Genomic DNA, 13549 nt, shown 5'->3' with positions numbered 1-13549 from the left:
TGCTAGCGGATGTGCACATCAATTAATGATGTGCCCATTCAACTGAATCCAAATCAACACCTTCTTGATGCATTTCCCAAAGAGGCGACATCTCACGTAAGCGACCGATAGAGTTTTTCATTAAATTGACGGTATAATCAATCTCTTCTTCGGTGGTAAAACGGCCAATACTAAAACGAATTGAGCTGTGTGCTAATTCATCGTTACGACCAAGCGCACGTAATACATAAGAAGGCTCTAAGCTTGCTGATGTACAGGCAGAACCTGATGATACAGCAATATCTTTAACAGCCATCAATAACGATTCACCTTCAACAAAATTAAAGCTGATGTTAACAATTCCTGGTACTGATTGATCAGGTGTACCGTTGAAGTACACTTCTTCCATATCAGCCATAATGCCATCAATCAAACGCTTACGTAGCGCTGCGATATGGGCGTAATCTTTTTCGAAATCTTGTTTTGCGATTCTAAACGCAGCACCCATGCCAACAAGTTGGTGAGTCGCTAGAGTTCCAGAGCGCATACCGCGCTCATGGCCGCCACCGTGCATTTGCGCTTCAAGGCGTGCACGTGGTTTACGACGTACATATAATGCGCCAATACCTTTAGGGCCATACATTTTATGTGCTGAGAACGACATGAAATCAACTTTAAGCTGTTGAATATCGATTAATACTTTACCTGCACTTTGCGCTGCATCAACATGAAACATAATTTTACGTTCACGGCACATTTCGCCAATCGTTGCGATATCTTGAATTACGCCTAGCTCGTTGTTAACGTGCATAATGCTCACTAATACGGTGTCATCACGCATTGTGTCAGCTAGTTTTTGCAGATCAAGTAGGCCGTTTTCTTCAACGTCCATATAAGTGACTTCAAAACCTTGACGCTCTAATTCACGACATGTATCTATAACCGCTTTATGCTCAGTTTTAGCGGTAATAATATGCTTACCTTTCTTTTTATAAAACTGTGCTGCACCTTTGATTGCAAGGTTGTTTGATTCTGTCGCACCCGATGTGAAAACGATTTCACGTGGGTCTGCGTTAATTAAATCTGCGATATCAGTACGTGCTTGATCGATCGCTTCTTCAGCTTGCCAACCAAAACGGTGTGAACGTGATGCAGGGTTACCAAAATTGCCGTCCATTGTTAGGCATTGCATCATTTCTTTTGCAACACGCTCGTCAACTGGCGTGGTTGCTGCGTAATCTAAATAAATCGGTAACTTCATTTCTTTCTCCGCTGGACGCCAACCTAAAGTTGACAGCTTACTTGAATATTTTCCAATTGCTTAATTGCATTATTAACGCTGTTATCTTGGCGAGATGCGACTTCTTTCACATCTGACTTTTCCACCAATTCAGCAAGGGTAATACCATTTAAAAAATCTTCTATGCGGGCACTTAAATCTGACCACAAAGTGTGTGTCAAACAACGCATACCGCTTTGACAACCGCCTGTTGCGCCATGACAGCGCGTTACATCAACTGATTCGTCGACGGCGCTTATTACATCGCCCACCGAGATTGCACTTGGATCTCGACCAAGTAGATAACCTCCACCTGGACCGCGCACTGAGCTTACTAAACCATTTTTACGTAATCGGGCAAATAATTGTTCAAGATACGACAACGAAATTTCTTGTCGTTCTGAAATATCGGCAAGGGGAACTGGCCCTACACTTGTATGTAGTGCAACATCTAGCATCGCTGTGACGGCATATCTGCCTTTTGATGTTAACTTCATAGAGCCCCCGCACTACTAAAGAGTGCAAATTTTAATTACCAGAGTAAAATAATCAAGTATTATATCGAATCAGCTATAGAGCCGTGAGCTTAGAGCCTTCAATATTCTTCAATACCCGACTATTTTAGTCAGGTATTGTGCTCATTGTAATTACTTGAGTAATTTAGTCAAGTATTAGTGGGTATATTGCCTTATAACTTTCGCTTATTTAGTAGACTTATTTATTGAAGTTAAAATACCGCGTAGAATATTTAGTTCTGCATCCTCTGGGCGAGCACGGTTAAATAAACGACGTAATTTCGTCATCACCATGCCAGGATGCTGCTTGATAATAAAACCAGTATCCAACAATGTTGACTCTAAATGATCGTAGAACAACTCTGTTTGCTTTGAACTTGGGTATACTGCGTCATCTTGCTCGACTTTTTTTGGCTGCTCATTTAAAAATGCCATGCGTGTTTCATAACATAGCGTTTGAACGGCCATTGCAAGGTTAAGTGAACTGTATTCTGGGTTAGCGGGAATGCATACATGATAATTACACATTTGCAGTTCTTCATTACTTAGACCACTGTTTTCACGACCAAAGACAAGTGCTACAGGACCATTTACGGCTTCTGCAACTAACTTTTCTCCACACTCGCGTGGCTCTACCATCGGCCAAGATAATGTACGCGAACGCGCACTCGTGCCAATCGTTAGTGCACAACCCGCAATTGCATCTGCAACCGTATCAACAATCACAGCGTTACCAAGTACATCTGTTGCACCTGCAGCCAATGCACTGGCATGACTATCGACTTCACACGCTGGGTCAACTAAATAAAGTTTTGATAAACCCATGGTTTTCATTGCGCGTGCCGCTGAGCCGATATTACCAGCATGTGAGGTGTTTACTAAAACAATACGGATGTCATCTAAGATCATTACTATGCCACTTAACTCATACCAAAATTGCGCGGATTATAACATAGAGAAAAGCTATCAGCTATCAGCTATCAGCTATCAGCTATCAGCTATCAGCTATCAGCTATCAGCTATCAGCTATCAGCTATCAGCTTTGATTTTTTCCTTTAGAGCTGTCAACATTTTTGATAGCTCTATTGTTTCATTTATCCACTGAACGCCGATATTTTTATTTATATAATTAATGTCTATCCCGATATAAATTTGTGTTCTCGCTTCCGCTAACGAAGATCTAGAAATATCTAAGAATCTAACTCGCTCTTTGTTACTTTCGCGAGTCATTCCTTATTCGATAAGTCCATTTATCTCACCTCTTCGAGGCCGCGCAAGCGCGTTCAAAATTTGCTCCTGCAATTTTGTCGGCTATGTTACTAGGTACAGACAAACTCGATCTGGTTAATTGATTCCTAAAACCATAATCGGTTAGCTCTACCGTAAATTTATAAATATCAGCTCTTAATCTTGCTGAGCGCTTCCATACAGCTAAATTTTCAAAGTTCATTATATTTCCAGTCCATAGACGATAAGTTGAATATATAGGAACAAAAACCATAGAATGCAAATTTATGGGCTGACGGCTGACGGCTGACGGCTGACGGCTGACGGCTGACGGCTGACGGCTGACGGCTGACGGAAAACAATACCAACAAACCTTATCGCAAACAATAACGTATAAAAAACACACAAAGTTATTTAGGCTTTATTGTTTACTTTGTGTCAAAAATCGCTAGAATATGCCGGCTGAAATATATAAACGTTCTTTTACAACCCAAGGGTATACCATGCATCCAATGTTAAACATTGCGGTTCGCGCTGCGCGCAACGCAGGCAAAATTTTACTTCGCGCAAGTGAAGATTTATCAAAAGTTGAAGTGCAACAAAAAGGCACTAACGATTTAGTAACTAATATTGATAAAGAAGCCGAAGCCGTAATACGTGACACTATTTTACAGTCTTTCCCTGCTCACTCTATTGTTGGTGAAGAGTTAGGCGAACATGTAGGCAAGGATGCAGATTACCAATGGATTGTAGATCCTATTGATGGCACAACAAACTTCATCAAAGGTCTTCCTCATTATGCGATTTCTATCGCACTTAAAGTAAAAGGTCGTTTAGACCAAGCTGTTATCTACGATCCTATTCGTGGTGAGCTTTTCACTGCCTCTCGTGGTCAAGGCGCACAGCTAAATAGCAAGCGTCTTCGTGTAAGCAAAACGACTGTACTGTCAGGTACTGTACTTGCCACTGGTTTCCCATACAAAAACAAACACCACATTGATGCATACACTGAAGCATTCAAAGCCTTATTTGTACATACTGCTGATATTCGCCGTGCAGGTAGCTCAGCATTAGATATGGCTTATGTTGCAGCTGGGCGCGTTGATGGTTTCTTTGAAATTGGTTTAAAACCATGGCATAGCGCTGCGGGTGAATTAATGGTTAAAGAAGCTGGCGGTATGGTTGTTGATTTTGCAGGTGGTAATAACTATAACCACAGCGGTAACATTATCTGCGGCTCACCTAAACTTACGCAAGCAATTATTCGTGAGATTCGCCCTGTATTAACTGAAGCTTTACTTCGTTAATAGCGAATTAAAACCTAGTTAATACTAAAAAAGGAGCTTTGGCTCCTTTTTTATGGCTTAAAATAAGGGTTATCTAGCTTTATTTCGATGACACCCTCTGATTCAAAAGGTAATGCTTTTAAATCAGCTGAGAAGTACTTCATAAATAGCGCATCAAAAGAACCATTTTTTTGCATGATTTCAAGCCCTTTATATAATGCATCAGCAAGCTCTGGTTTTCGCTTTGTAACAAAGTAATAAAATGCACTAGGGTAACTAATATATATATTGGGCACTATCACTAATGCTTTATTGTTAACTTGAACGAGCTCAGAGCTGACCTCAATAAAAGAACGTGGAAAATAGTCGACACGGCCATTTGCGACCAAACCAAACATGGCTTCATAGTTAGCCAATGGGCGAACTGACAAGCCATTGCTTGCTAAAATTTTTGTATCTGGCCAATCATGCCCTTGCACTGCTGTAAACGATGCTAATTGATCGAGCGTTGTTATATTCTCAAATCTATTTAAAAAAGCCTGTTGTGTAACCAAGGCGCGTTTTCCTATATATCCTTTAAATAAAGGAACTTTAATAGGGATTGCTAGCGTTTCACGATCTGGACTAGTCATGCTCCAATACAAGTCAATTGCGTCGCTATCTAACGCAATAAGAGTACGCTGCTGGTGTGGATGCACATTAACCGTATTGAGTTTGGCTGGCTGTTCAGCCGCATTGAGCGCGAGAGTGAGCAATGTTGTTAAATATTCATCGCGCTTATATTGTGGGCGTTGCTCTTGAGCTATATTAATAGCTTGTTGAGCCTGCGTATTATTTACATACAGCATTACGAACAGTGAAACTAACGAGAAAAAATATTTAGTCATCAGAGTTATATTCTAGTGTTTTTTTTAAGCTACACCTTGATGAGTAAATACTCAAGTAAAATACGTACCTATTAAGTAAACTTTACACTGCTTGTTTATCTGAACTTAAGCGTACAACAGCAGGCGCAGGGCCTCGTCGATTACACACAAATAAATAGCTATGACGATATCGCTTAGCTTCTTTTTTCGCATCTGTTGCTAAGGCCGCAACTTGATGACTATTAATGCATTGATCCAAATCAGGTTCTACAACACCTATCGATAATGTTAATAACGGTACAAACTGTTTTTCACCTTCTCGATTAGAGGCCCAATATCCTCCACTGGCGATATGCTCCGGCGTAAAAAAAGCACGTGATTGCAACTCAAAGTTGCTGATAATGGTATTACAAACAGCAACTGCCTGATCATTATCAAACACCACCATAAAATCATCGCCACCTATATGACCCACAAAACTGGGAACATCTTTACAAGCTTGAACGGTTACATCTGCCAGTAATTTTATTACGCTGTCTCCGCTGGCATAACCATATAGATCATTAAATTGCTTGAAATGGTTTAAATCTATATAAGCAAGTGAGAACCCATTTTTCACACGTAAACGGCTCTCAATTGCCTCATTAATCGCCACATTTCCAGGTAACATTGTAAGGGGGTTTGCATGCTGAGCATGGCGAATTTTCTCTGCTGTAATGTGTTTTAGAATATCACGTAACGGCGCTAATCCTAGATACCGACCTGTACGAGTAATTATAATATGGCGGCGAATGTCGAAGTCATTTTCTGTTATTTGTTGGCTTACGGTATCAAGTGGTTGATTTTCATCAACAACTAAAGGTTGCTTGTGCATTAGCGCAGTAACAGGGCGTTTATCATAGAGGGCATGTCCATAAGGTGCCGCAAATACTTCAGTAAGCTGGTCTTTATGCAGTAAACCAATGGGGGCATTCTCTTCATTTACTACCGCTAAACTTATGATGGATTTATTTTTTTCAAAAATATTATGTGCATCTTTACAGCGTGTTTGCCAATCAATTGGTACATGCTCTACCGCTAGACGGCCTATTACTAATGATTGATCGTATTGATTACTAGGAGGCGTAAAACTTAACCCTTGTAATTGTTTAGAATTAAACTGTGTGCTGGGGGATTGACTGGGTCTTTCTAATAAAAAACCTTGAGCATGCATAATGCCCAGCCCTTCAAGTAAACTGAGCTCTTCAACACGTTCAATGCCTTCGGCTATTACTGCGGTATTTGTTACTTTTGCCAGTTCAATAATCGATTTTAAAAATTCTTTTTTAACAACGCTCTCATCACAATGATCTATAAAATAACGATCAATTTTTACGTAATCAGGGCATAGTTCTGACCATTGTTTTAAACCAGAGTAGCCCGCACCTAGGTCATCTATAGCAATTGAAAAACCAAGTTTTCGATAATGCCCGATGGTTTTTAAGAGTAAAAAACCATCATCCACCTTTTCTTGTTCGGTGACTTCAATAACAACTCTATTTGCAGCTAAACCAAAGTGTTCAACAAGATGTAACGTTTCCCCTTTTGGATGGCAAGGATCTAAAAGTGTTTTAGGACTCACATTTAAGAATAATTTACCTTGCAGCTTTAAGTTTACAAAGTTTTCAATTGCTTTAGAGCGACATAGTAACTCTAGCTCGGAGATTTTTTCAAAATATACAGCAGTACTAAATAAGGCACTTGGCATCTCTAACACGCACGATTTAGGCCCGCGACTGAGTGCCTCATAGCCTAAAATTTGTTGTCCTGAAATATCAAAAATGGGTTGGAAAAGCGTTGTTATTGCACTGTTTTGTAGTATATCTTCGAGTATCGCTAGCTGATAATTCACCTTGACCGACCAATACTTAAATAGGGAAGCGGCTAAAGTATCAAGGGTGTATGACAATTTCATGTCAGAGCCCACCCTCATTTGTATTATCCGTTATTTATTCAGTGCTTTTTGTACCTGATCAAAATGAGCTATTACTTCAACAATTTCAAGCTCTGCATCTTGAAATGCTTGTTCATCAACAAAACCTAAACGTGCAATTGCCTGTACTGTTGCAGGGTGTACAAGTAAGTCTTTCGCATGATAGCAAACTGGGTCATCAAATTTTGGTAATTTGCCATCAGCATGATAACCCGTTTCAATTTCTTCTATCGGCAACGTTGGGATCAATTTAGCTGCAGCATTAAGTGCATTTAAATACTCAGTACATTGCGGGTACTTAACCGTAAACTCACTCAACAGTACTTGTGAAACCGTGACTAAGTCAGCTGATTCAACCTCTAAACTTGCTGCATCTTTTTTTGCTCGTATGTTAGCCAATAAAGTCTTGGCTTGTAAATCATACTGCTCAAGCGAAGTTAATGGACCTTTTTCGGTCGCCGCTGATTGTTTTGGTTCTGAATCATTACATGCTGCGAGTGTGAACAGACTGCTTACTAACACAAGTTGCTTTAACATACTTTTATTACATCCATATTTAATAATGATTCTCATTATATATAATACATCGCATTTTAGAAATAGGAGATTTAAGAGATTTTACACGCCCGAGTTAATCACGCCCGTAGGCGGGAGTTTACCTCGCGCAGGTTTGATATGTTATCTGAGCTTGATTTGCGCGGCGTAAGGGTCAGCCCTAAAAATTTAATACCCAAAAACAAAAAACCGCTCAATGAGCGGTTTTTAAACGAAAACTTAGTTGTTCTATTAAGAACCAGCCTACGGCATAGGGTCTAAGTCTGCGCCTTCTTTTTCGATTACTTCTGGTATTAAATCTTCTTTGCTTACACCCATTGCAATAGCAACGGCGCTGGCAACATAAACAGAAGAGTAAGTACCAATGAACACACCAAACAATAGCGCGGTTGCAAAACCGTGAATTGTTTGCCCGCCCCAAGAAAACAAAGCAATCAATACTAAAATAGTGGTGATTGATGTTACTAAGGTACGGTTAAGTGTTTGCGTTAACGAAATATCAATGATCTCAACAGTGTCATCTATACGCACTTTACGGAAGTTTTCACGAATACGGTCAGATACAACGATCGTATCATTAAGTGAATAACCTATTACCGCTAGTATTGCTGCCAAAATGGTTAAGTCAAACTCTAAACCTAATACTGAGAACAAACCTAAAGTAAGAATAACATCGTGTAAGAGGGCAGCTACAGCGCCAACGGCAAAGCGCCATTCAAAACGAAACGCCACGTATATTAAGATACAAATAAGTGCAGTAAGCATGGCAAGGCCACCCTGCTCTTTTAAGTCTTCACCTACGCTTGGTCCAACAAACTCGATACGGCGCATCACTACACTACTATCGGCTATTTTTAACGCGTCAATTACTTGGTTACCAATAACTTCAGCTTTTACATCATCACCACGAGGGGCAAGACGTACTAAAATTTCTTGGCTTGAACCAAATAATTGTACTGATGCATCTGCGAAGCCATTTTCAGCTAATACTGAGCGTACTTTCTTTAAATCCGCTGGCTGTGCAAAACCGACTTCAACGGCTGTACCACCCGTAAAATCTAAGCCAAAGTTTAAACCTTTCACAAAGAAAGAAGCAAACGAAGCTAAAATAAGTAGCGTTGAGATACTCATTGCAACTTTGCGAAGTGACATGAAACCTAACGTTCTGCCACCTAATTTTAAAATTTGCATATATGCTCCTTAGATTGACAGCTTATCAATTCGCTTACCGCCAATGAATAAGTTGATCACCGCACGGGTACCAACAATGGCTGTAAACATTGAAGTAAGAATACCAATGGCAAGTGTTACTGCAAAACCTGCGATCGGACCTGTACCAACAGCGAATAAGATAACTGCTGCAATTAAGGTTGTAATATTAGCATCAAAAATTGTACTAAATGCACTGTCATAACCATGATGAACTGCTTGCTGAGGACTACGTCCATCAGCCAATTCTTCACGAATACGCTCAAATATTAGTACGTTCGCATCGACCGCCATACCAACCGTTAATACGATACCGGCAATACCAGGCAGTGTTAATGCAGCACCAGGGATCAGCGACATTACACCCACTATTAATACTAAGTTAGCTGCCAATGCAAGGTTAGCGACTAAACCAAAGCCTTTGTAGTAAACCAACATGAATATCAGTACGAAAAGAAAGCCTAATGCAACCGCAGTCATACCAGCTTCTATATTTTCTTGGCCTAAGCTTGGTCCTACTGTACGTTCTTCAACGATTTGAATTGGTGCTACAAGTGCACCCGCACGTAGTAATAAACTTAAGTTATGCGCTTCTGCTGGGTTATCAATGCCGGTAATACGGAACGAACGATCAAGGCGGGCTTGAATGGTTGCTACGTTAATTACTTCTTCCACTTTAATTGGCGGTAATGCTTTGCCGTTTTCGTCAGTTTTACCTGATGGCTTATATTCAATAAATACAGTTGCCATACGCTTGCCAATAGCACGCTTGGTAAAGGCATTCATTTTTGCGCCGCCTTTGCTGTCAAGGCTGATACTTACTTGTGGACGTTGATACTCATCAGCACCTGATTGCGCGCCAGTAATGTGGCTACCTTCAAGAATGATGCGTTTTTTTAATACCACAGGGTAACCATCACGGCTCATAATCATTTCGGTGCCAGGTGGAATGCGCCCTTGTGCTGCGGCACTCGGATCTGCATTTTCATCCACTTCACGAAACTCAAGCGTTGCCGTTGCACCTAAAATTTCTTTGGCGCGGGCTGTATCTTGTACACCTGGTAGCTGAACAATAATACGCTCTGCACCTTGGCGTTGTACATTAGGCTCTGCAACACCAATTTGGTTGATACGGTTACGAATAATTGTTTCGTTTTGCTTGATAGCGTAGTCACGAATTTCTTTTAGTTTCTGATCACTAATATTCGCGTAAAACGCATTATCGTTAGAGCTATCATCGATGAAGTTATGTAGAGGGTAACGTGATTGTAAGAAACGCTCAGCAGCGTCTTTGTCTTCTTCGTTACGCATTTCAACACGAATACGTTCAGTACCCGCTACACGGCGAACCGTGCGATAGCGTAACTTTTCTTCACGTAGGTCACTTTTGTAATCTTGGTTCATTTGCTCAAGCGCATTATCAACCGCAGTGACCATGTCGATTTCCATCGTAAAGTGAACACCGCCACTTAAATCCAAGCCCAATTTCATTGGGTTACCGCCAAGGGCTTTTAACCAATGAGGTTGCGCCGGGGCCATATTAATGGCTGAGATGTAATCTTCGCTCAATCCATCACGCAATAAATCTTGCGCTTTAAGCTGCTCTTCAACATTTTTGAAACGGATCAATACTTGGCCGTCTTCCAGTTTTGCTGATTTTACAGTAACGTTTTGATCTTTAAGTATGGAATTTACTTTATCTACTACACTGAGATCAGCGTCAGCGCCTTTAGTGCCTGAAATTTGTATGGCCGGATCACGACCATACAAATTAGGAGAGGCATATAAAAGGCCAATCGCAATCACAGCTAGAACAAGTAAATACTTCCATAATGGAAACTTGTTTAACACGTGGGCGTCCTTATTTTTATTATTATAGTGACTTCATTGTGCCTTTAGGCAGCACAGCTGACACTGCTGATTTTTGTACAGTGACTTCTGCTTGGTCATTCAATGAGATAACGATGAAGTCTTTATCTTCAGAGATCTTAGCAATTTTACCGACTAAACCACCTTGTGTAAGTACTTCGTCACCTTTAGCCATCGCGCTCATTAAGCTTTTATGCTCTTTTACGCGCTTAGCTTGTGGACGGTAAATCAAGAAGTAAAATACTAAGCCAAAAATAGCTAGCATAATCAACATCTCATAACCACCACCGGCTGGAGCTGCACCTGCCGCACTTGCGTGGGCGTTTGAAATAAATAAACTCATAACACTTCCTCTTTAATTTTTATAAAATTTAATTTTTTAATTTTCTGTATCAGCAAGCTCTGGCACTTCTTGGCCGCGGCGTGCATAAAAATCATTTACGAATTCATCTAATTTGCCTTCACTAATGGCATTACGCAAACCTTCCATAACACGCTGGTAATAACGTAAGTTATGAATAGTATTTAGTCGCGCACCTAATATTTCATTACATTTATCAAGGTGATGTAAGTAAGCGCGAGAGTAATTTTTACACGTATGGCAATCGCATTCTGGATCTAAAGGGCCGGTGTCTGTTTTATGTACTGCGTTACGTATTTTGACAATACCACCAGTAATAAATAAATGGCCGTTACGTGCATTTCGAGTTGGCATCACACAATCAAACATGTCGATACCACGGCGTACCGCTTCGACTAAATCTTCAGGCTTGCCCACACCCATTAGGTAGCGAGGTTTGTTCTCTGGCATTTTATAAGCACAATGATCAAGAATATTAATCATATCAGCCTTTGGCTCACCTACTGATAAACCACCTAGCGCATAACCATCAAAACCAATCTCTTCAAGACCAGCTTGTGATTGAGCACGTAGCTCTGGATACATGCCACCTTGGATAATACCAAACAAAGCTGACGGGTTATCACTATGACCTTCTTTAGAACGTTTAGCCCAACGAAGTGATAGCTCCATTGAGTCTTTCGCTTCTTTTTCAGTCGCTGGGTAAGGCGTACATTCGTCAAAAATCATCACGATATCTGAACCTAAATCACGCTGTACTTGCATCGCTTTTTCAGGTGATAACATAATTTTTTCACCGTTAACTGGCGAGCTAAATAAAACACCTTCTTCAGAGATCTTGCGCATTGCGCCTAAGCTAAATACTTGGAAACCACCTGAATCGGTTAAAATTGGTTTATCCCAATTCATAAAACCGTGTAAACCACCATGTTGCTTGATGATTTCTGTCCCAGGGCGAAGCATTAAGTGAAAAGTGTTACCAAGGCAAATGTGCGCACCAGTATCTTTAACTTCATCCGGCGTCATGCCTTTGACTGTGCCGTAAGTCCCTACAGGCATAAATGCAGGCGTTTCTACTACGCCTCTATCAAAAATCAAGCGGCCGCGGCGGGCTTTACCGTCTGTACGGTCTAATTCAAATTTCATATTTACCTCAATGTCGGAAAAACAGTCCAACTACTGATGTTGGTCACGAACACCAACAAGCTATAATTTAACCGCTCGATTCTATCATTACTTACTACTGTAATACCATTAATTGGGCTAAAAGCGGCGATTAAAAGTGTAAAACTAAAACTAAAAAACCCAACACTGAGTTGGGTTTTATCTACTTTAACAATAAAAACTATTTGCGAGTTAAAAACATTGCATCGCCATAACTGAAAAAGCGATATTTTTGCTCAATAGCGGTTTGATATGCACCCATAATATTATCTTGCCCCGCAAATGCGCTCACTAGCATAATCAGTGTTGATTCTGATAAATGAAAATTAGTTACCATGGCATCAACTACATTAAACTCATAACCTGGGTAAATAAATATATCGGTATCACCAAAGTAAGTGGCTAATTGGCCACCATGGATCTTTGCTGCTGATTCAAGTGAGCGTACAGACGTTGTACCCACTGCAATAACTCGCCCACCTTTGGCTTTTGTTGCGGCTACAGCAGCGACAACATCATCAGGCACTTCAATGTATTCTGAGTGCATTATATGATCATCAACCGAATCTACACGTACAGGCTGAAATGTACCTGCGCCTACGTGTAATGTAACAAATGCCATACTCACACCCTTTGCTTTTAAAGCCGCCATTAAAGCGTCATCAAAATGCAGACCTGCGGTAGGCGCTGCAACAGCACCAGGCTTTTCACCGTAAACAGTCTGGTAGCGCTTACGGTCTTCGTCTGTGTCTGGGCGGTCAATATAAGGTGGTAATGGCATGTGGCCAATGTCATTCAATATTTCTAGTACATTTTGGCTATCAGTAAATTGCAATTCAAATAACTCACCATGACGACCCACCATAGTTGCCTCAGCTTTACCTTCAAGGATGATGGTGGTCCCAGGTTTTGGTGATTTACTGGCTCGCACATGGGCCAACACACGATGCTCGTCGAGTACTCGTTCAACTAATACTTCAACTTTACCACCAGAGGATTTCTGGCCATACATACGCGCAGGGATTACTTTTGTGTTATTAAATACAAGCAAGTCATTTTCATTAACTAGATCAAGTACATCACTAAATATCTTGTGTTTTAGGTCGCCACTGGGGCCATCTAAGGTGAGTAATCGACTACTGGTTCGATCCTGTTTAGGAAAACGAGCAATTAATTCATCAGGAAGGTCAAAGCTAAAATCGGCCACGCGCATAAGAGGGAACATCCACATCAAAAAAGTCGCGCCAAGTTTAACTGTATCGCGCTA

General features: G+C 40.7%; 12 protein-coding genes and 1 pseudogene. 1 reads left to right on the top strand and 12 read right to left on the bottom strand.

Translation table 11 applies throughout. From position 1 onward, the window contains the following. Window positions 1-22: 22 nt before the first annotated feature. The 4 genes and pseudogenes from A7967_RS12350 to A7967_RS22380 form a co-directional block, all read right to left on the bottom strand. Window positions 23-1240 (bottom strand): IscS subfamily cysteine desulfurase, encoded by a 1218-nt coding sequence (locus tag A7967_RS12350; RefSeq protein ID WP_054204459.1) that lies wholly within the window; start codon window positions 1238-1240, stop codon window positions 23-25. 23 nt (window positions 1241-1263) lie between these two features. Beyond that, on the bottom strand, window positions 1264-1755 hold the full coding sequence (gene iscR / locus A7967_RS12345) for a Fe-S cluster assembly transcriptional regulator IscR (protein ID WP_054204460.1): 492 nt from the start codon (window positions 1753-1755) through the stop codon (window positions 1264-1266). A 204-nt stretch (window positions 1756-1959) separates the two neighbouring features. Then, window positions 1960-2682 (bottom strand): tRNA (cytosine(32)/uridine(32)-2'-O)-methyltransferase TrmJ, encoded by a 723-nt coding sequence (gene trmJ / locus A7967_RS12340; RefSeq protein WP_054204461.1) that lies wholly within the window; start codon window positions 2680-2682, stop codon window positions 1960-1962. Window positions 2683-2802: 120 nt separating this feature from the next. Continuing rightward, a pseudogene (locus A7967_RS22380) lies at window positions 2803-3223 on the bottom strand (four helix bundle protein). Window positions 3224-3503: 280 nt separating this feature from the next. Between A7967_RS22380 and suhB the strand changes: the two are divergent. Then, window positions 3504-4307 (top strand): inositol-1-monophosphatase, encoded by an 804-nt coding sequence (suhB, locus tag A7967_RS12325; protein ID WP_054452814.1) that lies wholly within the window; start codon window positions 3504-3506, stop codon window positions 4305-4307. A gap of 50 nt (window positions 4308-4357) precedes the next feature. On the opposite strand, the gene A7967_RS12320 is transcribed toward suhB, so the two are convergent. The 8 genes from A7967_RS12320 to queA form a co-directional block, all read right to left on the bottom strand. Next, the gene (locus A7967_RS12320) at window positions 4358-5173 is read right to left on the bottom strand and encodes a substrate-binding periplasmic protein (RefSeq protein ID WP_064435722.1); all 816 of its coding nucleotides are present in this window, start codon (window positions 5171-5173) and stop codon (window positions 4358-4360) included. Between the two features lie 82 nt (window positions 5174-5255). After that, the gene (locus A7967_RS12315; RefSeq protein ID WP_082916330.1) at window positions 5256-7106 is read right to left on the bottom strand and encodes a GGDEF domain-containing protein; all 1851 of its coding nucleotides are present in this window, start codon (window positions 7104-7106) and stop codon (window positions 5256-5258) included. A gap of 30 nt (window positions 7107-7136) precedes the next feature. After that, the gene (locus A7967_RS12310; RefSeq protein ID WP_054204468.1) at window positions 7137-7661 is read right to left on the bottom strand and encodes a hypothetical protein; all 525 of its coding nucleotides are present in this window, start codon (window positions 7659-7661) and stop codon (window positions 7137-7139) included. 261 nt (window positions 7662-7922) lie between these two features. Beyond that, window positions 7923-8870, bottom strand: coding sequence for a protein translocase subunit SecF (gene secF, locus A7967_RS12305; RefSeq protein WP_054204469.1), 948 nt, complete (start codon window positions 8868-8870; stop codon window positions 7923-7925). 9 nt (window positions 8871-8879) lie between these two features. Continuing rightward, window positions 8880-10739, bottom strand: coding sequence for a protein translocase subunit SecD (gene secD, locus A7967_RS12300; RefSeq protein ID WP_054204470.1), 1860 nt, complete (start codon window positions 10737-10739; stop codon window positions 8880-8882). Window positions 10740-10761: 22 nt separating this feature from the next. Then, window positions 10762-11100 carry a preprotein translocase subunit YajC gene (gene yajC / locus A7967_RS12295; RefSeq protein ID WP_054204471.1) on the bottom strand — a complete coding sequence of 113 codons (339 nt, stop codon included), beginning with the start codon at window positions 11098-11100 and terminating at the stop codon, window positions 10762-10764. A 36-nt stretch (window positions 11101-11136) separates the two neighbouring features. Then, window positions 11137-12264, bottom strand: a complete 1128-nt coding sequence (gene tgt / locus A7967_RS12290) for a tRNA guanosine(34) transglycosylase Tgt (RefSeq protein ID WP_054204472.1) — start codon at window positions 12262-12264, stop codon at window positions 11137-11139. 199 nt (window positions 12265-12463) lie between these two features. After that, window positions 12464-13495: a tRNA preQ1(34) S-adenosylmethionine ribosyltransferase-isomerase QueA gene (gene queA / locus A7967_RS12285; RefSeq protein ID WP_064435721.1), complete on the bottom strand. Its 1032-nt coding sequence runs from the start codon at window positions 13493-13495 to the stop codon at window positions 12464-12466. Window positions 13496-13549: the final 54 nt, after the last annotated feature.

Origin of the sequence: Pseudoalteromonas neustonica, assembly GCF_001653135.1 — a bacterium.
GTDB classification, from domain to species: domain Bacteria; phylum Pseudomonadota; class Gammaproteobacteria; order Enterobacterales; family Alteromonadaceae; genus Pseudoalteromonas; species Pseudoalteromonas neustonica.
Note: the sequence above shows the minus strand (reverse complement) of the source record. Positions and strands in the feature narration are given on the sequence as shown.